Source organism: Shigella flexneri 2a str. 301, assembly GCF_000006925.2.
Taxonomy (GTDB): domain Bacteria; phylum Pseudomonadota; class Gammaproteobacteria; order Enterobacterales; family Enterobacteriaceae; genus ECMA0423.
The window spans coordinates 3,935,418-3,959,657 of the sequence record NC_004337.2 but is presented as its reverse complement, the minus strand read 5'-3'; the positions used below and the strand labels follow the sequence as shown (position 1 = coordinate 3,959,657).

The window sequence follows — 24,240 nt, the reverse complement described above, 5'->3', positions numbered from 1 at the left end:
ATTTCAATAGAAATTGTTGTTTTTTAAAAAGAAAATAGTGAGTGAAAAAATTCAATTTCAGTATAAATGTTGTTCCCTTCCTCGTAGTTCATCCTTTGTCCGCTGCATTTTTGCGAGCATCATTCCACCGCCAGAACAACTCAACTTCACTTGCACAAATAAACAGGAATCAGCCACTAAAATTCACGAATTAGCGGGCTACAGCAGCGATATCTTATGCACATAATGGTGACTCAAGGAGGGTTTATGTCACTGTCAATTGTTCATACCCGCGCAGCCCTGGAAGTAAATGCGCCCCCAATCACTGTTGAGGTACATATCAGTAAAGGTCTACCCGGCTTAACGATGGTGGGCTTAACAGAAACAACGGTGAAAGAAGCTCGCGATCGCGTGCGCAGCGCCATTATCAATAGCGGATATGAATATCCGGCGAAAAAAATCACCATCAACCTTGCTCCAGCCGATCTGCCAAAAGAAGGGGGACGATATGATTTACCTATCGCCATTGCGTTGCTGGCGGCCTCAGAACAGCTTACAGCCAATAAGTTAGATGAATATGAATTAGTCGGAGAACTAGCGCTTACAGGCGCTCTGCGTGGCGTTCCCGGTGCAATCTCCAGTGCAACTGAAGCTATTAAGTCGGGCAGAAAAATTATCGTCGCGAAAGATAACGAAGATGAAGTGGGGCTAATTAACGGTGAAGGATGCCTGATAGCCGATCATCTGCAGGCTGTCTGTGCGTTTCTGGAAGGTAAGAACACTCTCGAACGCCCGAAACCAACTGATGCAGTATCCCGGGCGCTACAACATGATCTCAGTGATGTTGTCGGTCAGGAGCAAGGAAAACGAGGACTGGAAATTACCGCCGCTGGTGGGCACAACCTTTTACTGATTGGGCCGCCGGGAACAGGTAAAACAATGCTCGCCAGCCGTATTAATGGCCTGTTGCCAGATTTAAGCAATGAAGAGGCACTGGAGAGCGCTGCGATATTAAGTCTGGTAAATGCTGAATCAGTACAAAAACAATGGCGGCAGCGCCCGTTCCGCTCACCTCATCACAGTGCGTCGTTAACTGCGATGGTGGGCGGTGGTGCAATTCCAGGGCCAGGTGAAATTTCGTTGGCGCATAACGGCGTGCTTTTTCTTGATGAGCTACCTGAATTTGAACGGCGTACACTGGATGCCTTGCGAGAGCCGATTGAATCCGGGCAGATCCATCTTTCACGCACACGAGCAAAAATAACCTATCCAGCCCGTTTCCAGCTTGTTGCGGCGATGAATCCCAGCCCTACCGGACATTATCAGGGAAACCATAACCGCTGCACGCCAGAACAGACATTACGTTATCTCACTGGAGATCCCATTACCACCCCCCGGCATTTTGAGTAAAACGGTAGTGCCGGGAGAAAGCAGCGCCACCGTTAAACAACGCGTAATGGCCGCCAGAGAGCGCCAATTTAAGCGGCAGAATAAACTGAATGCCTGGCTGGATAGTCCGGAAATACGCCAATTCTGCAAACTTGAGAGCGAAGATGCGATGTGGTTGGAAGAAACGCTGATCCATCTGGGGTTATCGATTCGTGCCTGGCAGCGGTTACTGAAAGTTGCACGAACCATTGCTGATATTGATCAGTCTGACATTATCACACGTCAGCATTTGCAGGAGGCAGTTAGCTATCGTGCGATTGACCGTTTGCTCATCCATCTGCAAAAACTACTGACATAAAAAAAGGGCATTTCGCCCTTTTTATTAATCGTCAGAATCGGTGTAGTCTTCAGCACCTTCAACCTGCGGTTTACCGCCGGAAAGGGTGTGAAAACGTTTTGGACGCTTAATACGCGTCATATACTTGGACCACACGCGTTCTGCTTCTGTCACTGGCTCACGTTCGCCACGGCATACTGCTACGAAGAGTTTCTCTTCCTCGGTAACCGGCTCGCGTTTGCCAAGATCCAACTCATTGAAGGCATAACCATGACGCTCAAGCAGTTGTGCCTCTTTGATGGTGAAATCACCATGACGAGAGAATCCACGTGGATAATGTTTATTGTCGAAATATCGATTAGTCGTCGTAAAGCTTTCCGCCATCCTGCACGCTCCTAATTCTTTGACCGAGCTAGTTATGGCGCGGAGTATTAGTTACGCTTGACAGAGTGTAAAACAAAACATTTAAATCATAACGACAAATAATTTTGCGGAGAGCACTGTGGATACGGAATTGTTAAAAACTTTCCTGGAAGTTAGCCGAACGCGTCACTTTGGTCGAGCGGCTGAATCGCTCTATCTGACCCAGTCAGCAGTGAGCTTTCGAATCAGACAACTGGAAAATCAACTGGGTGTGAACCTTTTCACCCGCCACAGAAACAATATCCGTTTAACCGCTGCCGGTGAAAAACTACTGCCTTATGCAGAAACGCTCATGAGCACCTGGCAGGCCGCCCGCAAGGAGGTGGCGCATACCTCACGACATAACGAGTTTTCTATCGGTGCCAGCGCCTCGTTGTGGGAATGTATGCTTAATCAGTGGTTGGGACGCTTGTATCAAAATCAGGATGCCCATACAGGCTTACAGTTCGAAGCGCGAATTGCCCAACGGCAGTCTCTGGTAAAACAGCTGCATGAACGCCAGCTTGATCTTCTTATTACCACTGAAGCGCCCAAAATGGACGAATTTAGTAGTCAGTTGCTGGGGTATTTCACTTTAGCGCTTTATACCAGTGCCCCTTCTAAACTAAAGGGAGATCTTAACTATCTGCGACTGGAGTGGGGGCCAGATTTTCAACAGCATGAGGCAGGTTTGATCGGTGCTGACGAAGTTCCCATTCTGACAACCAGTTCTGCTGAACTGGCACAGCAACAGATTGCGATGCTTAATGGTTGCACCTGGCTACCCGTCAGCTGGGCGCGTAAAAAAGGCGGCCTGCATACCGTTGTCGATAGCACAACACTTTCACGGCCGCTTTATGCCATATGGCTGCAAAATAGCGATAAAAATGCGTTGATTCGCGATCTTTTGAAAATTAACGTGCTGGATGAAGTGTATTAATCTGAATGGCTGGCAAGGATGCCGGTAGAAGGATTTACTTCGGAGAGGATTATTTTCAGATAAAAAAAATCCTTACGTTTCGCTAAGGATGATTTCGGCAGGGGCGGAGAGACTCGAACTCCCAACACCCGGTTTTGGAGACCGGTGCTCTACCAATTGAACTACGCCCCTAATTAGGGTGGCGGAACGGACGGGACTCGAACCCGCGACCCCCTGCGTGACAGGCAGGTATTCTAACCGACTGAACTACCGCTCCACCGAATTCTTTTACAACCACCGGTTTTACGACCGGCTTACTGCTTAATTTGATGCCTGGCAGTTCCCTACTCTCGCATGGGGAGACCCCACACTACCATCGGCGCTACGGCGTTTCACTTCTGAGTTCGGCATGGGGTCAGGTGGGACCACCGCGCTACGGCCGCCAGGCTAATTCTGTTTTATCAGACCGCTTCTGCGTTCTGATTTAATCTGTATCAGGCTGAAAATCTTCTCTCAATCCGCCAAAACATCTTCGGCGTTGTAAGGTTAAGCCTCACGGTTCATTAGTACCGGTTAGCTCAACGCATCGCTGCGCTTACACACCCGGCCTATCAACGTCGTCGTCTTCAACGTTCCTTCAGGACCCTTAAAGGGTCAGGGAGAACTCATCTCGGGGCAAGTTTCGTGCTTAGATGCTTTCAGCACTTATCTCTTCCGCATTTAGCTACCGGGCAGTGCCATTGGCATGACAACCCGAACACCAGTGATGCGTCCACTCCGGTCCTCTCGTACTAGGAGCAGCCCCCCTCAGTTCTCCAGCGCCCACGGCAGATAGGGACCGAACTGTCTCACGACGTTCTAAACCCAGCTCGCGTACCACTTTAAATGGCGAACAGCCATACCCTTGGGACCTACTTCAGCCCCAGGATGTGATGAGCCGACATCGAGGTGCCAAACACCGCCGTCGATATGAACTCTTGGGCGGTATCAGCCTGTTATCCCCGGAGTACCTTTTATCCGTTGAGCGATGGCCCTTCCATTCAGAACCACCGGATCACTATGACCTGCTTTCGCACCTGCTCGCGCCGTCACGCTCGCAGTCAAGCTGGCTTATGCCATTGCACTAACCTCCTGATGTCCGACCAGGATTAGCCAACCTTCGTGCTCCTCCGTTACTCTTTAGGAGGAGACCGCCCCAGTCAAACTACCCACCAGACACTGTCCGCAACCCGGATCACGGGTCCACGTTAGAACATCAAACATTAAAGGGTGGTATTTCAAGGTCGGCTCCATGCAGACTGGCGTCCACACTTCAAAGCCTCCCACCTATCCTACACATCAAGGCTCAATGTTCAGTGTCAAGCTATAGTAAAGGTTCACGGGGTCTTTCCGTCTTGCCGCGGGTACACTGCATCTTCACAGCGAGTTCAATTTCACTGAGTCTCGGGTGGAGACAGCCTGGCCATCATTACGCCATTCGTGCAGGTCGGAACTTACCCGACAAGGAATTTCGCTACCTTAGGACCGTTATAGTTACGGCCGCCGTTTACCGGGGCTTCGATCAAGAGCTTCGCTTGCGCTAACCCCATCAATTAACCTTCCGGCACCGGGCAGGCGTCACACCGTATACGTCCACTTTCGTGTTTGCACAGTGCTGTGTTTTTAATAAACAGTTGCAGCCAGCTGGTATCTTCGACTGATTTCAGCTCCACGAGCAAGTCGCTTCACCTACGTATCAGCGTGCCTTCTCCCGAAGTTACGGCACCATTTTGCCTAGTTCCTTCACCCGAGTTCTCTCAAGCGCCTTGGTATTCTCTACCTGACCACCTGTGTCGGTTTGGGGTACGATTTGATGTTACCTGATGCTTAGAGGCTTTTCCTGGAAGCAGGGCATTTGTTGCTTCAGCACCGTAGTGCCTCGTCATCACGCCTCGGCCTTGATTTTCCGGATTTGCCTGGAAAACCAGCCTACACGCTTAAACCGGGACAACCGTCGCCCGGCCAACATAGCCTTCTCCGTCCCCCCTTCGCAGTAACACCAAGTACAGGAATATTAACCTGTTTCCCATCGACTACGCCTTTCGGCCTCGCCTTAGGGGTCGACTCACCCTGCCCCGATTAACGTTGGACAGGAACCCTTGGTCTTCCGGCGAGCGGGCTTTTCACCCGCTTTATCGTTACTTATGTCAGCATTCGCACTTCTGATACCTCCAGCATACCTCACAGCACACCTTCACAGGCTTACAGAACGCTCCCCTACCCAACAACGCATAAGCGTCGCTGCCGCAGCTTCGGTGCATGGTTTAGCCCCGTTACATCTTCCGCGCAGGCCGACTCGACCAGTGAGCTATTACGCTTTCTTTAAATGATGGCTGCTTCTAAGCCAACATCCTGGCTGTCTGGGCCTTCCCACATCGTTTCCCACTTAACCATGACTTTGGGACCTTAGCTGGCGGTCTGGGTTGTTTCCCTCTTCACGACGGACGTTAGCACCCGCCGTGTGTCTCCCGTGATAACATTCTCCGGTATTCGCAGTTTGCATCGGGTTGGTAAGTCGGGATGACCCCCTTGCCGAAACAGTGCTCTACCCCCGGAGATGAATTCACGAGGCGCTACCTAAATAGCTTTCGGGGAGAACCAGCTATCTCCCGGTTTGATTGGCCTTTCACCCCCAGCCACAAGTCATCCGCTAATTTTTCAACATTAGTCGGTTCGGTCCTCCAGTTAGTGTTACCCAACCTTCAACCTGCCCATGGCTAGATCACCGGGTTTCGGGTCTATACCCTGCAACTTAACGCCCAGTTAAGACTCGGTTTCCCTTCGGCTCCCCTATTCGGTTAACCTTGCTACAGAATATAAGTCGCTGACCCATTATACAAAAGGTACGCAGTCACACGCCTAAGCGTGCTCCCACTGCTTGTACGTACACGGTTTCAGGTTCTTTTTCACTCCCCTCGCCGGGGTTCTTTTCGCCTTTCCCTCACGGTACTGGTTCACTATCGGTCAGTCAGGAGTATTTAGCCTTGGAGGATGGTCCCCCCATATTCAGACAGGATACCACGTGTCCCGCCCTACTCATCGAGCTCACAGTATGTGCATTTTTGTGTACGGGGCTGTCACCCTGTATCGCACGCCTTTCCAGACGCTTCCACTAACACACACACTGATTCAGGCTCTGGGCTGCTCCCCGTTCGCTCGCCGCTACTGGGGGAATCTCGGTTGATTTCTTTTCCTCGGGGTACTTAGATGTTTCAGTTCCCCCGGTTCGCCTCATTAACCTATGGATTCAGTTAATGATAGTGTGACGAATCACACTGGGTTTCCCCATTCGGAAATCGCCGGTTATAACGGTTCATATCACCTTACCGACGCTTATCGCAGATTAGCACGTCCTTCATCGCCTCTGACTGCCAGGGCATCCACCGTGTACGCTTAGTCGCTTAACCTCACAACCCGAAGATGTTTCTTTCGACTCATCATCGTGTTGCGAAAATTTGAGAGACTCACGAACAACTTTCGTTGTTCAGTGTTTCAATTTTCAGCTTGATCCAGATTTTTAAAGAGCAAATATCTCAAACATCACCCGAAGATGAGTTTTGAGATATCAAGGCAGGTGACTTTCACTCACAAACCAGCAAGTGGCGTCCCCTAGGGGATTCGAACCCCTGTTACCGCCGTGAAAGGGCGGTGTCCTGGGCCTCTAGACGAAGGGGACGTATCAGTCTGCTTCGCAAGACGCCTTGCTTTTCACTTTCTATCAGACAATCTGTGTGAGCACTACAAAGAACGCTTCTTTAAGGTAAGGAGGTGATCCAACCGCAGGTTCCCCTACGGTTACCTTGTTACGACTTCACCCCAGTCATGAATCACAAAGTGGTAAGCGCCCTCCCGAAGGTTAAGCTACCTACTTCTTTTGCAACCCACTCCCATGGTGTGACGGGCGGTGTGTACAAGGCCCGGGAACGTATTCACCGTGGCATTCTGATCCACGATTACTAGCGATTCCGACTTCATGGAGTCGAGTTGCAGACTCCAATCCGGACTACGACGCACTTTATGAGGTCCGCTTGCTCTCGCGAGGTCGCTTCTCTTTGTATGCGCCATTGTAGCACGTGTGTAGCCCTGGTCGTAAGGGCCATGATGACTTGACGTCATCCCCACCTTCCTCCAGTTTATCACTGGCAGTCTCCTTTGAGTTCCCGGCCGGACCGCTGGCAACAAAGGATAAGGGTTGCGCTCGTTGCGGGACTTAACCCAACATTTCACAACACGAGCTGACGACAGCCATGCAGCACCTGTCTCACGGTTCCCGAAGGCACATTCTCATCTCTGAAAACTTCCGTGGATGTCAAGACCAGGTAAGGTTCTTCGCGTTGCATCGAATTAAACCACATGCTCCACCGCTTGTGCGGGCCCCCGTCAATTCATTTGAGTTTTAACCTTGCGGCCGTACTCCCCAGGCGGTCGACTTAACGCGTTAGCTCCGGAAGCCACGCCTCAAGGGCACAACCTCCAAGTCGACATCGTTTACGGCGTGGACTACCAGGGTATCTAATCCTGTTTGCTCCCCACGCTTTCGCACCTGAGCGTCAGTCTTCGTCCAGGGGGACGCCTTCGCCACCGGTATTCCTCCAGATCTCTACGCATTTCACCGCTACACCTGGAATTCTACCCCCCTCTACGAGACTCAAGCTTGCCAGTATCAGATGCAGTTCCCAGGTTGAGCCCGGGGATTTCACATCTGACTTAACAAACCGCCTGCGTGCGCTTTACGCCCAGTAATTCCGATTAACGCTTGCACCCTCCGTATTACCGCGGCTGCTGGCACGGAGTTAGCCGGTGCTTCTTCTGCGGGTAACGTCAATGAGCAAAGGTATTAACTTTACTCCCTTCCTCCCCGCTGAAAGTACTTTACAACCCGAAGGCCTTCTTCATACACGCGGCATGGCTGCATCAGGCTTGCGCCCATTGTGCAATATTCCCCACTGCTGCCTCCCGTAGGAGTCTGGACCGTGTCTCAGTTCCAGTGTGGCTGGTCATCCTCTCAGACCAGCTAGGGATCGTCGCCTAGGTGAGCCGTTACCCCACCTACTAGCTAATCCCATCTGGGCACATCCGATGGCAAGAGGCCCGAAGGTCCCCCTCTTTGGTCTTGCGACGTTATGCGGTATTAGCTACCGTTTCCAGTAGTTATCCCCCTCCATCAGGCAGTTTCCCAGACATTACTCACCCGTCCGCCACTCGTCAGCGAAACAGCAAGCTGCTTCCTGTTACCGTTCGACTTGCATGTGTTAGGCCTGCCGCCAGCGTTCAATCTGAGCCATGATCAAACTCTTCAATTTAAAAGTTTGATGCTCAAAGAATTAAACTTCGTAATGAATTACGTGTTCACTCTTGAGACTTGGTATTCATTTTTCGTCTTGCGACGTTAAGAATCCGTATCTTCGAGTGCCCACACAGATTGTCTGATAAATTGTTAAAGAGCAGTGCGCTTCGCTTTTTCTCAGCGGCGCGGGGGGTGTGCATAATACGCTTTCCCGCTACAGAGTCAATCATTTATTTTTGCTTTTTCTGTCGGAATTCTCAGGAGAACCCCGCTGACCCGGCGGCGTATTTGCCGTTGTTCCGTGTCAGTGGTGGCGTATTATAGGGAGTTATCCCGGCCTGACAAGAGGAAATTTAAAATAATTTTCTGACCGCGCATTTTTTCAGCAAAACACCCCGTTAATGTGCCATAAAACAAGCAATTTGCCGTTTTTGCAACCGTAATCACACTTCCTGGTGGCATACTAAGGAGGAATAAAAAGAAAAAGGAAGATAAGTAATGCCTTTAAGCGCACAACAGTTAGCTGCACAGAAAAACCTTTCGTATGTTCTGGCTGAGAAGCTGGCGCAACGGATCTTAAAAGGTGAATATGAACCCGGCACCATTTTGCCCGGTGAGATTGAGCTGGGCGAGCAATTTGGAGTGAGTCGTACAGCGGTACGCGAAGCGGTCAAAACGTTAACGGCAAAAGGGATGGTTTTACCGCGACCGCGAATTGGTACTCGGGTCATGCCACAATCGAACTGGAATTTTCTTGATCAGGAATTGCTTACTTGGTGGATAACAGAAGAGAACTTTCATCAGGTCATCGATCACTTTCTGGTTATGCGTATCTGTCTGGAGCCGCAAGCCTGCCTACTGGCAGCAACGGTTGGCACCGCGGAACAGAAGGCGCATCTCAATACGTTAATGGCCGAAATGGCGGCATTAAAAGAGAACTTTCGCCGTGAACGCTGGATCGAAGTCGATATGGCCTGGCATGAGCATATCTATGAAATGAGCGCCAATCCGTTTTTGACCTCATTCGCCTCGCTATTCCATTCGGTTTATCACACTTACTTCACGTCAATTACCAGCGACACAGTGATAAAGCTGGATCTGCACCAGGCGATTGTCGATGCGATTATCCAAAGCGATGGCGACGCGGCATTTAAAGCTTGTCAGGCGCTGCTACGCTCACCTGATAAGTGATAACCCGATAACAGGACATTGAATGAGCGATAAAAAGAAGCGTAGTATGTCGGGTTTGCCGTGGATCGCGGCGATGGCCTTCTTCATGCAGGCACTTGATGCCACTATTCTGAATACCGCCTTACCCGCAATCGCTCATAGCCTTAATCGTTCTCCTCTCGCGATGCAATCAGCCATCATCAGTTATACGCTGACGGTGGCGATGCTTATTCCGGTAAGCGGATGGCTAGCCGATCGCTTCGGTACGCGTCGCATTTTTACCCTTGCCGTGAGTCTGTTCACGTTGGGTTCTCTGGCCTGCGCACTTTCTAATTCGCTACCACAGCTGGTTGTCTTCCGGGTTATTCAAGGGATAGGCGACGCAATGATGATGCCTGTTGCTCGGCCGGCCTTACTGCGTGCTTATCCTCGTAATGAACTTCTTCCGGTATTGAATTTTGTCGCCATGCCGGGTCTGGTGGGGCCAATTTTAGGCCCCGTTCTTGGCGGCGTGCTGGTCACCTGGGCAACCTGGCACTGGATATTTTTAATTAATATCCCCATAGGTATTGCGGGCCTTCTTTACGCGCGCAAACATATGCCCAATTTCACCACCGCACGACGCAGATTCGATATCACTGGCTTTTTGCTGTTTGGCCTCAGCCTTGTTCTCTTTTCAAGCGGAATAGAGCTATTCGGGGAAAAGATTGTCGCCAGCTGGATTGCCTTGACGGTAATTGTCACCAGCATCGGGTTACTGCTTCTCTATATTCTCCATGCGCGACGTACGCCAAACCCATTAATTTCATTAGATTTATTTAAAACCCGCACTTTCTCGATCGGTATCGTAGGCAATATTGCAACCCGTCTGGGGACCGGCTGTGTACCGTTCCTTATGCCATTGATGTTACAGGTAGGATTTGGTTATCAGGCGTTTATTGCCGGCTGTATGATGGCACCGACAGCGTTAGGTTCCATTATTGCAAAATCGATGGTTACCCAAGTCTTACGTCGTCTGGGCTATCGCCATACATTAGTGGGGATCACGGTGATTATTGGGCTAATGATCGCTCAGTTCTCTTTGCAATCACCGGCAATGGCGATATGGATGCTGATCTTGCCGTTGTTTATATTAGGGATGGCTATGTCGACGCAGTTTACCGCGATGAATACCATCACACTTGCCGATCTGACCGATGACAACGCCAGCAGCGGTAACAGTGTTCTGGCGGTCACGCAGCAACTGTCGATTAGTTTAGGCGTTGCTGTAAGTGCGGCCGTCCTTCGCATTTATGAAGGGATGGAAGGCACAACGACTGTCGAACAATTCCACTATACGTTTATCACGATGGGCATTATTACTGTTGCTTCAGCAGCAATGTTCATGCTTCTGAAAACAACCGATGGTAATAATTTGATCAAAAGACAGCGTAAATCTATGCCGAACCGCGTTCCATCAGAATCGGAGTAAGTTGTAATCGTTGTTGCTGAAGGGTCGGCTGGGTTATCCGATGGATGAGTACATCAATCGCCAGCTCCCCCAGTTCATCTTTCGGTTGGTGGATAGTGGTTAATGGTGGCGTCATAAAGCTTGCCAGTTCGATATCGTCATAGCCAATCACCGCGATATCCTGCGGAACCTGTAACTCTGCCTGATATAACGCCTGGTAAACGCCAACAGCCATAGCGTCATTTCCGGTAAAGACGGCCTGAGGACGCAGCGGATGTGATAACAGTTGGCGCATGGCGTCAAACCCGCCGTTAAATTCAAAATCACCAGTGACTTCATAGCCATCAGGAATGTTGAGACCCGCACGTTTCATCGCCGCCCGATAACCTTCCAACCGCAGGCGCGCCGGAGTTTTATCCAGCGGACCGGTAATACAGGCGATACGGGTATGACCTTTATCGATCAGATATTGCGTTGCTAAGTCTCCGCCCAGCAACGAGTTATCCTGAATAAGATCGCTGTCGCCATCGAACGGAGCCCAGTCCATCATCACGGTAGGCACTGTCGGATAACGTTGCATGATTTCACGCGAAGGCTGATGCGTTTCGGTACACAGTAACAGTAAGCCATCAACGCGTTTTTGCATCAGCGTTTCCAGATTGCGATTCATCCGCTGTTCATCGCCTTCGGTATTGCAAAGGACGAGACTATAACCGCGTTCGAAGCAGCTGCGTTCAACGCCACGCACCAGTTCTGAATAGAAAGGATTGGTACTGGCAGTGATCAACATGCCAATGGTATGTGTTTGATTGAGTTTGAGGCTACGCGCCAGAGCTGATGGCGCGTAATTGAGTTCTTTAATCGCCGCTTCAACTTTGGCGGTAATCGCTTCACTGACGAAGCGATCTTTATTGATAACGTGAGAAACTGTTGAGGTAGAAACGCCCGCCAAACGGGCAACATCTTTCATTGTAGCCAAGCGTCACCTCTGCCTGTCTAAAAATGCGTCGATCTCTTCACGCCACGGTACGGAAGGTTGTGCGCCTTTACGTGTTACGGCAATCGCAGCGGCAGCATGGGCAAACCGAATCGCCTCTGGCAATGGTTTTTCTTCCAGCAACGCCGTGATTAACGCGCCGTTAAAGGTATCTCCGGCAGCAATGGTATCGACAGCCTGCACCCGGAATCCAGGAACGCGCTGACCTTCACCATTCACGCTAGCCCATACACCACGACTTCCTAAAGTAATCAGTACAGTACGGATACCCTTTTCATGCAGTACCTGCGCCGCCTTCGCTGCATCTTCATCATTTTCAACACGAATACCGGTGAGCTTTTCTGCTTCCGTTTCGTTTGGCGTAATAATGTCCACCAGCGCCAGCAGTTCGTCAGGAAGTTCGCGAGCCGGAGCCGGGTTAAGCGCAACGATAGTCTTATTTTGATGGGCGATTTTCGCCGCTGCCATCACACTTTCGAGTGGTGATTCCAGCTGCATTAATAACGCTGACGCGTTGGCAATACGCTCACGTTGCGCTTCCACCAGCGATGGGGAAAGAGCAGCATTAGCGCCGGCATGAATACCGATGACATTCTCACCTTCGCCATTAACAAAAATCAGCGCCACACCTGTTGATTCGCCTTTGATCACGCTGACCGGAGTAATATCGATGTTATCAGTGGCGAGCTGCTGGCGAACGCTCTCGCCAATGCTGTCATCGCCAGTACAGGCAATAAACGCGATATTCGCACCGCTACGCCCAGCAGCCACAGCCTGATTCGCGCCTTTGCCGCCAAATGCAACCTGATAGTGGTTACCGGTTACGGTTTCGCCTGGAGTAGGAAAAGATTGAAGATTAAGAATGTGGTCAGCATTAATGCTGCCAAGAACAACGAGGCTGCCTGCGTTTTGCATATTCGGGATGTCCATAAAATGCGCCACCGTGTTAGGGTGGCGCGTGCCCTGCTTTTCTTTATATTACACGTTCATCTGTCGATGACGTATTTATGTCACCATCAGGTCATACAACCTGATTAAAACTACTGCTTAACAACCAGTTTCAGATCAACCGGATACTTAGCCTGAACTTTCTCGCCTTTCAGCACTTTATCTGCGGTTTCAACGCCTTTCGCGCCAATCTGATCGGGTAGCTGAGCGATAGTCGCTGCTAGTTTGCCATCATTCACCGCTTTTTCGCCATCCGGTGTACCGTCAAATCCGACGACCATCACATCCGATTTACCGGCAGTTTGCAGTGCGCGCAGCGCGCCCAGCGCCATTTCATCATTCTGCGCGAATACAGCCTGAACATCCGGATGAGCGGTCAACAGGTTCTGCATTACGTTCAAACCTTTGGTGCGATCAAAATCTGCTGGCTGGCTGGCAAGAACATTAAACTTGTGAGCAGCAACGGCCAGCTGGAAGCCTTCGCCACGTTCACGGGCTGCGGATGTACCGGCAATGCCTTGCAGCTCGATAACTTTGGCACCTTCACCCGCTTTCTTCGCGATGTAATCACCGGCGATTTTGCCGCCCAGTACGTTATCAGATGCAATGTGGCTCACCACTTCACCTTTCGTTGCCTGGCGGTCAAGAGTGATAACCGGAATGTTCGCCTAGTTAGCCATCTTCACAGCATTACCCACTGCGTCGGAGTCGGTCGGGTTAATCAGCAGAATTTTGGTGCCGCGAACGGTTAAGTCCTGCACGTTCGCCAGCTCTTTCGCCGGGTTGTTCTGGGAGTCCAGCACCACCAGGTTATAGCCAAGTTTATCCGCCTCTTTCTGCGCGCCATCTTTCAGCGATACAAAGAACGGGTTGTTAAGCGTGGAGACCACCAGCGCGATGGTGTCTTTTGCCATCGCATTCGCACTGACGGTGGCGCTTAGCGCAACAGCGGAAACCAGGGTAGCCAGTTTTTTCATGTTCATATTCAAGATGTCCTGTAGTCGTTATTACTGCTTTTTGTTGTCTACCAGCACCGCCAGCAAAATCACCACCGCTTTGACGATCATCTGGTAATAGGAGGAAACACCTAACAAATTCAATCCATTATTAAGGAAGCCAAGAATTAATGCGCCGATCAACGTCCCAACAATGCGACCTTTTCCGCCCGCCAGACTCGTACCGCCCAGAACCACCGCAGCAATAGCATCCAGCTCATAGCCAGTCCCCGCCGTGGGTTGTGCAGAGGAGAGACGCGCCACTTCAATGATCCCGGCCAGCGATGCCAGCAGACCACAAAGAGAATAGACGATGATTTTGATTTTATTGACGTTGATACCAGAAAGACGCGTTGCCGCTTCGTTGCCGCCCAGCGCGTAGATGTAACGCCCCAGACGCGTGTGATGCAGCATGTACCAGGCCGCGAGGAAGACAATCCCCATGATCCAGACTGGCGTCGGTACGCCCAGCGGACGACCAATACCAAACCAGCCAAACAGATCGGCGTTCTCAGTAAAGCCGGTATTCACTGGGCTACCGTTGGTATAAACCATGGTCACGCCGCGCAGTAAAAGCATCATAACCAGCGTAGCGATAAACGCCTGGACGCGACCTTTCGCTACAATCACCCCGGTTACCGCACCAATTGCGGCACCTAACGTGAGAGCAGCAGCGACAGCCACCAGCGCATTGACTTCAATGCCGACGATAGATGCAGCAACTGCGCCGGTTAGCGCCAACAGAGAACCTACCGACAAGTCTATGCCCGACGTCAGGATCACCAGCGTCATCCCGACCGCCATAATGGCGTTCACCGAAGTTTGCTGGAGAATATTGAATAAGTTATTGATGGTGAAAAAGTTCGGGCTTAACGTCGAGACAATCGCGATCAGCACCAGCAGAGCGATAAGCGATTTCTGCTCCATCAGCCACGCTTTCGTGAAATAACGGCGACCAGAGACAGTCTGGGTTATCATTTTTTTACTCCTGATTCACGCGATTAAGCTTGCCCACAGCGACAGCCATTAACACTTCCTGGGTGGCCTGCTCACGAGTAAATTCCCCGCTGAGATGCCCTTCATGCATGACGATGATGCGATCGCTCATGCCTAATACTTCTGGCATCTCCGATGACACCAGAATGATACTCAAGCCATCGGCTTTGAACTGGTTAATCAGTTGATAGATCTCTTTTTTCGCGCCGACATCTACGCCACGGGTAGGCTCATCAAGGATCAATACTTTGGGGGTGTCATCAGACCGCGGGCAATCGCCACTTTTTGCTGATTGCCACCGGAAAGCAGACCAATTGCCTGTTCCATCGACGGCGTTTTCACATTAAACAGACGAATGAAATCACTCACAGCCTGCTGTTCATCGGCATGCTTCAAACTGCCGCCAGCGCGGCTGAAGTAGCGCAGCGCTGTCAGCGACATGTTCTCTTTTACTGACATGCCCAGCACTAAACCGTCACGTTTACGGTCTTCGGAGATATACACAATGCCGTTTGCCAGGCCATCCTGCGGTGAACGGGTAACGACTTCATGCCCATCCAGGGTGACGTAACCGCTGGTGCGCGGCAGTGCGCCGTAGAGCACTTTCATCAGTTCGGTACGACCTGCGCCCATCAAACCAGAGACGCCAAGAATTTCGCCTTTGCGTAAAGTAAAAGAGACATCGTTAACGCCAGGTCCGCAGAGATTATCGACTTTCAGGCGGATATCTCCTGGCGCTTTGTCCAGGTGTGGATATTGATCTTCCAGCTTGCGGCCCACCATCATCTCAATCAGCGAATCTTCGGTCAGTGATGCCACTTCGCGCTCAGCAATAAATTGCCCATCACGAAAAACGGTAACGTCATCGCAAATCTCGAAGATTTCTTTCATGCGGTGGGAGATATAGACAATACAGTGGCCTTGCGATTTCAGCTCGCGGATGACGCGGAACAGGGATTCGGTTTCGGTATCGGTCAGCGCATCGGTCGGTTCATCCATAATGATGACTTTCGACTCAAAGCTCAGCACTTTGGCGATTTCAACCATTTGCTGGTCACCGATGGAAAGATCGCCCACTAACTTGTCGCTTTTAAAGCGCAGGTTAAGTTTAGCCAGCAATTTATCCGCTTCGACATACATGGTTTTCCGGTAATGACTCCAACTTACTGATAGTGTTTTATGTTCAGATAATGCCCGATGACCTTGTCATGCAGCTCCACCGATTTTGAGAACGACAGTGACTTCCGTCCCAGCCTTGCCAGATGTTGTCTCAGATTCAGATTATGTCGCTCAATGCGCTGAGTGTAACGCTTGCTGATAACGTGCAGCTTTCCCTTCAGGCGTGACTCATACAGCGGCCAGCCATCCGTCATCCATACCACGACCTCAAAGGCCGACAGCAGGCTCAGAAGACGCTCCAGTGTGGCCAGAGTGCGTTCACCGAAGACGTGCGCCACAACCGTCCTCCGTATCCTGTCATACGCGTAAAACAGCCAGCGCTGACGTGATTTAGCACCGACGTAGCCCCAATGTTCGTCCATTTCAGCGCAGACAATCACATCACTGCCCGGTTGTATGCGCGAGGTTACCGACTGCGGCCTGAGTTTTTTAAGTGACGTAAAACCGTGTTGAGGCCAACGCCCATAATGCGTGCACTGGCACGACATCCGACGCCATTCATGGCCATATCAATGATTTTCTGGTGCGTACCGGGCTGAGAGGCGGTGTAAGTGAACTGTAGTTGCCATGTTTTACGGCAATGAGAGCAGAGATAGCGCTGATGTCCGGCAGTGCTTTTGCCGTTACGCACCACGCCTTCAGTAGCGGAGCAGGAAGGACATCTGATGGAAATGGAAGCCACGCAAGCACCTTAAAATCACCATCATACACTAAATCAGTAAGTTGGCAGCATTACCTGGTTTTCCAGTCAATTTTGCCAAAGCGATTAACAAACTCACGACCGAGGAAAATGTTTTCGGCAATGGTCAACTGCGGGATCAGGTTCAGTTCCTGATGGATAATCCCAATCCCGGCTTCCTGGGAAGATTTCGGCCCGGTAAATGTCGTTTCTTTCCCCAGCCATAAAAGCGTGCCGGCATCGCGAGTATAGATACCAGTAAGCACTTTCATCATGGTGGATTTACCCGCGCCGTTTTCGCCCACCAGCGCCATCACACGGCCCGGATAGACATTTAACGCTGCGCCCGAGAGGGCTTTTACGCCCGGGAAGGCTTTATCGATGCCTTTAAGCTGAAGTAATGCTTCCATGACGGCCTCAGAACGTCACGCCAGCACAGAGAATGATATTCGCATACGGAGAACATTCTCCGCTGCGAATTACCGCCTGACTTTCTGCGGTTTGTTGTTTGAATTGTTCATGCGTGGTGTAACGAATTTCAATGGTATTTCCCTGGTGTTTTTGCAGCTGCTCAAGGTGAGTGAGCAACGTTTCGTGGAGTTGCGGATTATGTTGTTTGATCTCTTCCGCGATAATGGCAGCCTCGACCTGCATTTCATTTGTGACGACGCCCAGCACCTGCATAAAAGAAGGTACACCTTGGGTTAATGCCATATCGATACGCGTTGTACTTTTGGGGATGGGTAAACCAGCATCACACACCACCAGCGTATCGGTATGTCCCAGACGGGAGATCACCGATGAAATATCAGAATTAAGAACGGTGCCTTTTTTCATTTTTTTCTCCATCAGCGAAACGTTTCGCTGATCCGCAGCTTAATCCTGACTGAGTTGGGAAAACCATCGTGACGTTACGGAAATGTGATCAACCTCGAAACGTTTTACATGGTGATTAACCATGAAAACAAAAACGCCCCCTTATGAAGAAAGGAGGCGTCTGGCGTTAGATTTCGACCTGAGTACCCAGTTCGATAACCCTGTTTGGCGGGATTTCAAATTGATCTGGTGCACGCAGCGCATTACGTTGCAGCAGCAAGTACAGCTTGCCGCGCAGACGCAAATACCACGGGCGTTTGCCGAGGATCAACGACTCATGCGACATAAAGAAGGAGGTTTCCATCATCCGGCAACTTAATCCTTCCAGACCGCAGCGGTGGAAAACTTCTTCCACGTTTGGCGTTTCTCGCCAACCATAACTTGCCACCACGCGCCAGAAAGTGGGCGACAGTTGTTCAATCTGTACCCGACGGACGTTATGGACATATGGCGCGTCTTCGGTGCGCAGAGTTAACAGAATCACCCGCTCATGCAATACCTTGTTATGTTTAAGGTTATGCATCAGCGCAAAGGGAATGACGTTGATTGCACGCGACATATACACCGCGGTCCCGGGCACGCGAACAGGCGGTGATTTCTCCAGCGAAGCAATCATCGCTTCCAGAGAGTTACCATGTTCATGCATCCGCCGCAGCAAGCGGAAACGCTCGCTCTTCCAGGTGGTCATCACGATAAACATCACAGTACCGAGGCTCAATGGCAACCAGCCGCCGGAGAGCAGTTTATCGAGGTTAGCGGTGAACAATGGAATATCGACACAAAGGAAAGCAATCAGGATCAGCGCAACAAAATACTTATTCCAGTGCCAGTTCTGACGTGCCACGGTAGTCGAGAGAATAGACGTCAGTACCATGGTTCCGGTCACCGCAATCCCGTACGCCGCCGCCAGGTTGCTGGAGTGCTCAAAGCTGACAATCACAATCACGACCGCGACATAGAGCATCCAGTTCACAAACGGAATATAGATTTGCCCTGACTCCATTTCGGAGGTGTGAATAATGCGCATCGGCGACAAATATCCCAGACGTACCGCCTGACGCGTCAATGAGAAGACGCCAGAGATAACCGCCTGCGAGGCAATTACCGTCGCCAGTGCGGCGATGATCAGCAGTGGGATCAGCGCCCAGTCCGGTGCCAACAGGAAGAACGGGTTCTTAATCGCTTCCGGGTTCTTTAACAACAACGCTCCCTGACCGAAGTAATTAAGGGTCAAGGAAGGTAATACGACGGTGAACCACGCCAGGCGAATAGAGAACTTACCAAAGTGCCCCATATCAGCATACAGCACCTCGCCCCCCGTAATCGACAGCACCACTGCCCCTAATGCAATAAAAGAAACCGTTTTGTATTCAAGGAAGAAATGCACCGCCCACATCGGATTCAGCGCATGCAGCACTTCCGGGTTAGCAATAATGCTACGTAACCCCAGTCCTGCCAGAATCAAAAACCAGGTCAGCATGATCGGCGCAAACAGCTTACCGACCATAGCCGTGCCATGCTTTTGAATCATAAATAATAAAGTGAGAACGATAATTGAGAGGGGAACTATCCAGGTATCCAGCTGCGGGGCGACGATTTCCAGACCTTCAATGGCTGACATCACCGAAATAGCGGGTGTTATGACGACTTCACCATAGAAAAAGCTGCCGCCGATTAGCCCCATAATCACCAGCATTGATGTGGTTCGCGCCGACGTATTACGCCCGGCAAGCGACATCAACGTCAGGATCCCCCCCTCACCGGCGTTATCTGCCCGCATCACGAAGGTGAGATATTTAATGGAAACCACAAAGATTAGCAGCCAGAAGATCAGCGATAAAAAGCCAAACACGGCATCGCGTTCAACGCCAAAACCAAACTGGCCGGACAAACATTCACGAAGTGTATATAACGGGCTGGTACCAATATCGCCGTAGACAACTCCAATCGCCGCGAGGGTAATCGCGGGCAATGATTGCTTATTATCAGTGCTCATAGACTAGTCTTTCGTTGAAATATGAAATGTGTGCTTAGTCCCTTGGCCCACAAAAAAGCGCACAGTATGCACGATTAACGGCAAAATCGTACTCCTAAATGCGGCCACATTAACCTGGCTCAAAGAAAAAGCCCCCCCTTTGAGTAATGCCAGTCAGTTAAGCAACTGACTGGCTCTTTTTCGGGGCTGTGGGGTATTTCCAGGGCCTCTCCTTTACCACTCTCGGGAAGGCCCTTCCCCTTCTCGTCGGTAATTTCACAAGTTGTCCCATACTTGCAAGATCGCGCATCAGCTCCGGTATACGTCCCGGTGAAGCGCCCTGCAATGTCATCAGCATTCTCATCACCATTCCGCATGATTCTGAGAAACTCAGTTGATTCGGCCAGTAACCTTTCAGATGTTCCGCCATTTTAATCATCTGATATCTCACCAGATTATAAGCCAGTAAGACACCCCACAGCTCTTGCTCCACAAGCTCCGGCTTTTTACTTCTCAGCGTCAGCCTGCTCAGTTGCATCGTCTGTTTTATCTCCCTGTATCCCAGTTCGATTTCCCAGCGATGACTGTACAGATCCGCCATTTCTCCTCCGGGGAAGCGCATGGCGTCCGTCATCGACGTCAGCAGATGGCAGACTTTTCCTTTGCGCGTCACGGTCAGCAGGCGGGCTGTCACTTCATTTCCCAGTCCCGGCCACTTTTTTCGTGCCTGCGGGCTGGTTTTCAGCTTCACCAGATGATCGCCTTTACCCAGTTTTCTGAGCTCTTCATATTGCGCTCCCTTTCTGAGAGGTATCATCCAGTGGCGGTGTTCTCCCGCCAGGCTCCAGCCATTTAACAGTCCCAGTGAGTAATAACCTTTATCCATTAACGTCAGAGTGTTATCGCCGGTTTGTTCTATAAGTTGCTCAGCAAGCTCATTTTCGCTGTTCTTCATCGTGCCGAAGGCTGCAGCCGTCAGCAGATGGCTGGTCAGTTCCATCTGGCAGACCATTTTGACCTGCGGGTAGAGCGCCGGGTTCCCGGCATGTGTCTGGCGGGGGAAGGCTGCATCGTTCTCTGGTGTATCCGGTGTGCGCCAGAACACACCATCGATGGCCAGCAGGGTCAGGCCGCACCAGTGCGGATGCGGCGTGGCGTTATGCCAGAGCTGCGCTGTTTTCGTGAACACGCGGCGGACAGCCTCACTTCCCAGGCGCTGGCGGGCCTGAATAACGGCACTGGGGGCAACGAAGGGGCGATTGCCCGGCAGCATGATGTCCAGGCGATTCACAATCTGGTGAAGAGGTTCTTTACGCTCAAGCGCCATGCCAACAATACACCAGACCATCATTTCGAGGGGAAGACGGCGCTTGCGTAGCGTTACAGTACCTGATTCGGCAAGGCAACGAGAGATGAGTTCGGGGTCGAGGTAATCTCCCAGAGAAGTCAGTGGGTTACGCAGAGAATCGTAACGGGATACCAGATCAAGAGCCTGTCCAATGTGCATAAAAAAATCCGGAAACAAGTGAGCGTTTCCGGATTCTTACACAGCCACTGGATCGGTCAACTGATCCTTAACTGATCGGTATTACCCCCCTTTGAGACTATTTTAGTCACCAGCAAGAAACGTCTATACTCGCAATTTACGCAGAACTTTTGACGAAAGGACGCCACTTCATTATGGCTCACCCTCATTTATTAGCGGAAAGAATTTCCCGCCTGAGCAGTTCGTTGGAAAAGGGGCTTTATGAACGTAGCCACGCCATCCGCTTGTGTTTATTAGCGGCATTAAGTGGTGAAAGTGTGTTCCTCCTTGGCCCGCCAGGTATTGCCAAAAGTTTGATCGCCCGGCGCTTAAAATTCGCCTTTCAGAATGCCCGCGCGTTTGAATATCTGATGACCCGCTTCTCCACGCCGGAAGAAGTTTTTGGTCCCCTTTCTATTCAGGCGCTAAAAGATGAAGGGCGCTATGAACGTTTAACCAGCGGTTACCTGCCGGAAGCAGAAATCGTCTTTCTGGATGAGATCTGGAAAGCGGGCCCGGCAATTCTTAATACCTTGCTCACCGCCATTAACGAGCGCCAGTTCCGCAACGGTGCACACGTAGAAAAAATCCCGATGCGTCTACTGGTGGCGGCCTCCAACGAGCTGCCGGAAGCAGACAGCAGTCTGGAAGCGTTATATGACCGCATGCTGATTCGTCTATGGTTAGATAAAGTGCAAGATAAAGCGAATTTCCGCTCCATGCTGACCAGTCAACAGGATGAAAACGACAATCCGGTTCCTGATGCCTTGCAGGTCACAGATGAAGAATATGAACGCTGGCAGAAAGAGATTGGTGAAATTACGCTGCCCGATCATGTATTTGAGCTGATTTTTATTCTGCGCCAGCAACTGGATAAATTACCGGATGCGCCTTATGTCTCGGATCGTCGCTGGAAAAAAGCGATCCGCTTATTGCAGGCCAGCGCCTTTTTTAGCGGTCGCAGTGCTGTTGCCCCGGTTGATCTCATTTTGCTGAAAGATTGCCTGTGGTATGACGCGCAAAGCCTGAATTTGATACAACAACAAATTGATGTATTGATGACCGGTCATGCCTGGCAACAGCAAGGGATGTTGACCCGCCTGGGCGCGATTGTGCAACGTCACCTGCAACTCCAGCAGCAACAAAGCGATAAAACAGCCTTAACGTTAATTCGTCTGGGCGGCATTTTCAGCCGTCGTCAGCAGTATCAACTTCCTGTTAACGTTACTGCTTCCACTCTGACTCTGCTGCTGCAAAAACCGTTAAAACTGCATGATATGGAAGTGGTTCATATCTCCTTTGAGCGTAGCGCGCTGGAACAGTGGCTGAGTAAAGGTGGTGAAATTCGCGGCAAACTGAACGGTATCGGCTTTGCCCAGAAACTGAATCTGGAAGTTGATAGCACCCAACATCTTGTTGTACGCGATGTAAGTTTACAAGGCAGTACGCTGGCACTTCCCGGTTCATCGGCTGAAGGTCTGCCAGGTGAAATAAAACAACAACTGGAAGAGCTTGAAAGCGACTGGCGTAAGCAACACGCTTTATTCAGCGAACAGCAAAAATGTCTGTTTATCCCTGGCGACTGGTTAGGTCGCATTGAAGACAGCCTACAGGATGTCGGTGCACAGATTCGTCAGGCACAACAATGCTAACGCTGGATACGCTTAATGTGATGCTGGCCGTCAGCGAAGAGGGATTGATCGAAGAGATGATCATCGCACTGCTGGCCTCACCGCAGCTGGCGGTCTTCTTTGAAAAATTCCCACGACTGAAGGCGGCAATCACTGATGATGTTCCCCGCTGGCGTGAGGCGCTGCGCAGTCGGCTGAAAGATGCCCGAGTCCCGCCGGAACTCACCGAAGAGGTGATGTGCTATCAGCAAAGCCAGCTCCTCTCCACGCCGCAGTTTATTGTGCAGCTACCACAGATCCTGGACTTACTGCATCGTCTGAATTCCCCATGGGCAGAACAAGCCCGGCAGTTGGTTGATGCTAACAGCACAATAACTTCAGCGTTACACACGCTTTTTCTCCAGCGTTGGCGTTTAAGTCTGATCGTGCAAGCAACGACGTTAAATCAACAGCTATTAGAAGAAGAACGCGAACAACTGTTAAGTGAAGTTCAGGAACGCATGACGCTGAGCGGACAACTTGAACCGATTCTCGCAGATAACAATACCGCAGCTGGTCGTCTGTGGGATATGAGCGCCGGTCAACTTAAACGTGGCGACTATCAGTTTATTGTGAAATACGGTGAATTTCTTAACGAACAGCCGGAACTGAAACGCCTGGCAGAGCAGCTGGGGCGTTCTCGGGAAGCCAAATCAATACCGCGCAACGATGCGCAGATGGAAACCTTCCGCACCATGGTGCGCGAACCGGCGACGGTTCCTGAGCAGGTTGATGGTCTGCAACAAAGCGATGATATTTTACGTCTCCTGCCGCCAGAACTGGCGAAACTAGGGATAACGGAACTGGAGTATGAGTTTTACCGTCGGCTGGTGGAAAAACAGTTGCTCACCTATCGCCTGCACGGTGAGTCGTGGCGTGAAAAAGTGTTCGAACGTCCGGTGGTACATAAAGATTACGATGAACAGCCGCGCGGGCCGTTTATTGTCTGTGTGGATACTTCCGGCTCAATGGGCGGCTTTAATGAACAGTGTGCGAAAGCGTTCTGCCTGGCTTTGATGCGCATTGCTCTCGCTGAAAACCGGCGCTGTTATATTATGCTATTTTCCACCGAGATCGTCCGTTATGAGCTTTCAGGCCCACAAGGCATCGAACAAGCAATCCGTTTTTTAAGCCAGCAGTTTCGTGGCGGCACCGATCTTGCCAGTTGTTTTCGCGCCATTATGGAACGCTTGCAAAGCAGGGAATGGTTTGATGCCGATGCGGTGGTGATTTCTGATTTTATCGCTCAGCGGTTGCCTGACGACGTGACGAGTAAAGTGAAAGAGCTGCAGCGGGTACATCAGCATCGCTTTCATGCCGTGGCGATGTCGGCACACGGCAAACCCGGCATCATGCGCATTTTCGATCATATCTGGCGCTTTGATACCGGGATGCGAAGCCGCCTGCTCAGACGCTGGCGGCGATAAA

At 50.9% G+C, this 24,240-nt stretch carries 14 protein-coding genes, 3 tRNA genes, 3 rRNA genes, 3 pseudogenes and 5 other annotated features; of the genes and pseudogenes, 6 read left to right on the top strand and 17 right to left on the bottom strand.

Features of this window, described 5'->3' with window-relative positions; translation table 11 throughout:
* Nucleotides 1-216: 216 nt before the first annotated feature.
* Nucleotides 217-1,726, top strand: a sequence feature (Similar to Escherichia coli K12 2-component regulator gi: 1790201 (517 aa). BLAST with identity of 97% in 503 aa. This CDS contains an in-frame stop codon. The sequence has been checked and is believed to be correct.).
* Nucleotides 217-1,726: pseudogene (gene yifB, locus SF3841) on the top strand. (Overlaps the previous feature by 1,510 nt.)
* A gap of 24 nt (nucleotides 1,727-1,750) precedes the next feature.
* On the opposite strand, the gene yifE reads toward yifB, so the two are convergent.
* Nucleotides 1,751-2,089, bottom strand: a complete 339-nt coding sequence (gene yifE, locus SF3840) for a hypothetical protein (RefSeq protein NP_709571.1) — start codon at nucleotides 2,087-2,089, stop codon at nucleotides 1,751-1,753.
* 118 nt (nucleotides 2,090-2,207) lie between these two features.
* Here yifE and yifA point away from each other — a divergent pair, with 118 nt between their 5' ends.
* Nucleotides 2,208-3,047, top strand: coding sequence for a transcriptional regulator HdfR (gene yifA / locus SF3839; protein NP_709570.1), 840 nt, complete (start codon nucleotides 2,208-2,210; stop codon nucleotides 3,045-3,047).
* A gap of 95 nt (nucleotides 3,048-3,142) precedes the next feature.
* Here the strand turns inward: yifA and SF4524 are convergent.
* The 6 genes from SF4524 to rrsC all read right to left on the bottom strand — a co-directional run bounded on the left by SF4524 (nucleotide 3,143) and on the right by rrsC (nucleotide 8,368).
* Nucleotides 3,143-3,218: transfer RNA gene (locus SF4524), tRNA-Trp, on the bottom strand.
* An 8-nt stretch (nucleotides 3,219-3,226) separates the two neighbouring features.
* Nucleotides 3,227-3,303: transfer RNA gene (locus tag SF4523), tRNA-Asp, on the bottom strand.
* A gap of 52 nt (nucleotides 3,304-3,355) precedes the next feature.
* A 5S ribosomal RNA gene (gene rrfC / locus SF4522) occupies nucleotides 3,356-3,474 on the bottom strand.
* A 94-nt stretch (nucleotides 3,475-3,568) separates the two neighbouring features.
* Nucleotides 3,569-6,472 (bottom strand): 23S ribosomal RNA (gene rrlC, locus SF4521).
* Between the two features lie 193 nt (nucleotides 6,473-6,665).
* Nucleotides 6,666-6,741 (bottom strand) — tRNA-Glu (locus tag SF4564).
* Between the two features lie 85 nt (nucleotides 6,742-6,826).
* Nucleotides 6,827-8,368 (bottom strand): 16S ribosomal RNA (rrsC, locus tag SF4519).
* The 16S, 23S and 5S rRNA genes sit together here with 3 tRNA genes alongside, the layout of an rRNA operon.
* 482 nt (nucleotides 8,369-8,850) lie before the next feature.
* Here rrsC and yieP point away from each other — a divergent pair.
* Both yieP and yieO read left to right on the top strand, forming a co-directional pair.
* Nucleotides 8,851-9,543 (top strand): hypothetical protein, encoded by a 693-nt coding sequence (gene yieP / locus SF3838; RefSeq protein ID NP_709569.3) that lies wholly within the window; start codon nucleotides 8,851-8,853, stop codon nucleotides 9,541-9,543.
* Nucleotides 9,544-9,589: 46 nt separating this feature from the next.
* On the top strand, nucleotides 9,590-10,993 hold the full coding sequence (yieO, locus tag SF3837) for a transporter (RefSeq protein ID NP_709568.2): 1,404 nt from the start codon (nucleotides 9,590-9,592) through the stop codon (nucleotides 10,991-10,993).
* On the opposite strand, the gene rbsR is transcribed toward yieO, so the two are convergent.
* The 10 genes and pseudogenes from rbsR to SF3827 form a co-directional block, all read right to left on the bottom strand.
* The gene (gene rbsR, locus SF3836) at nucleotides 10,959-11,942 is read right to left on the bottom strand and encodes a transcriptional repressor RbsR (RefSeq protein NP_709567.2); all 984 of its coding nucleotides are present in this window, start codon (nucleotides 11,940-11,942) and stop codon (nucleotides 10,959-10,961) included. The genes yieO and rbsR overlap by 35 nt on opposite strands.
* A 12-nt stretch (nucleotides 11,943-11,954) precedes the next feature.
* Nucleotides 11,955-12,899: a ribokinase gene (gene rbsK / locus SF3835; RefSeq protein NP_709566.2), complete on the bottom strand. Its 945-nt coding sequence runs from the start codon at nucleotides 12,897-12,899 to the stop codon at nucleotides 11,955-11,957.
* 110 nt (nucleotides 12,900-13,009) lie between these two features.
* Nucleotides 13,010-13,900 (bottom strand) — a sequence feature (Similar to Escherichia coli K12 D-ribose periplasmic binding protein gi: 1790192 (297 aa). BLAST with identity of 98% in 297 aa. This CDS contains an in-frame stop codon. The sequence has been checked and is believed to be correct.).
* Nucleotides 13,010-13,900: pseudogene (gene rbsB / locus SF3834) on the bottom strand. (Overlaps the previous feature by 891 nt.)
* Nucleotides 13,901-13,924: 24 nt before the next feature.
* Nucleotides 13,925-14,890 (bottom strand): ribose ABC transporter permease, encoded by a 966-nt coding sequence (rbsC, locus tag SF3833; RefSeq protein ID NP_709565.1) that lies wholly within the window; start codon nucleotides 14,888-14,890, stop codon nucleotides 13,925-13,927.
* A 4-nt stretch (nucleotides 14,891-14,894) separates the two neighbouring features.
* Nucleotides 14,895-16,048: pseudogene (locus SF3832a) on the bottom strand.
* Nucleotides 14,895-17,176 (bottom strand) — a sequence feature (Similar to Escherichia coli K12 ATP-binding component of D-ribose high-affinity transport system gi: 1790190 (502 aa). BLAST with identity of 98% in 761 aa. This CDS has been disrupted by insertion. The sequence has been checked and is believed to be correct.). It overlaps the preceding pseudogene by 1,154 nt.
* Nucleotides 16,057-16,824 (bottom strand) — a mobile genetic element. It overlaps the preceding feature by 768 nt.
* The gene (gene insB / locus SF3832) at nucleotides 16,072-16,467 is read right to left on the bottom strand and encodes an insertion element IS1 protein InsB (protein NP_709564.1); all 396 of its coding nucleotides are present in this window, start codon (nucleotides 16,465-16,467) and stop codon (nucleotides 16,072-16,074) included. It overlaps the preceding feature by 396 nt.
* Nucleotides 16,494-16,769 carry an insertion element IS1 protein InsA gene (insA, locus tag SF3831; protein ID NP_709563.1) on the bottom strand — a complete coding sequence of 92 codons (276 nt, stop codon included), beginning with the start codon at nucleotides 16,767-16,769 and terminating at the stop codon, nucleotides 16,494-16,496.
* A gap of 7 nt (nucleotides 17,177-17,183) precedes the next feature.
* A complete protein-coding gene (gene rbsD, locus SF3829) occupies nucleotides 17,184-17,603 on the bottom strand; it encodes a D-ribose pyranase (protein ID NP_709562.2) in 420 nt (139 codons plus the stop codon).
* A 166-nt stretch (nucleotides 17,604-17,769) separates the two neighbouring features.
* On the bottom strand, nucleotides 17,770-19,638 hold the full coding sequence (gene trkD, locus SF3828; RefSeq protein NP_709561.1) for a potassium transport protein Kup: 1,869 nt from the start codon (nucleotides 19,636-19,638) through the stop codon (nucleotides 17,770-17,772).
* Between the two features lie 143 nt (nucleotides 19,639-19,781).
* Nucleotides 19,782-21,209, bottom strand: a mobile genetic element.
* Nucleotides 19,796-21,142 (bottom strand): insertion sequence IS4 transposase InsG, encoded by a 1,347-nt coding sequence (locus SF3827; RefSeq protein ID NP_709560.1) that lies wholly within the window; start codon nucleotides 21,140-21,142, stop codon nucleotides 19,796-19,798. It overlaps the preceding feature by 1,347 nt.
* Before the next feature lie 64 nt (nucleotides 21,210-21,273).
* On the opposite strand from SF3827, the gene yieN reads away from it, so the two are divergent.
* Complete coding sequence (gene yieN / locus SF3826; protein NP_709559.3) at nucleotides 21,274-22,794, top strand: 2-component regulator; 1,521 nt, start codon at nucleotides 21,274-21,276, stop codon at nucleotides 22,792-22,794.
* A complete protein-coding gene (yieM, locus tag SF3825) occupies nucleotides 22,788-24,239 on the top strand; it encodes a hypothetical protein (protein ID NP_709558.1) in 1,452 nt (483 codons plus the stop codon). Before yieN ends, yieM begins: the two co-directional genes overlap by 7 nt.
* Nucleotide 24,240: the final 1 nt, after the last annotated feature.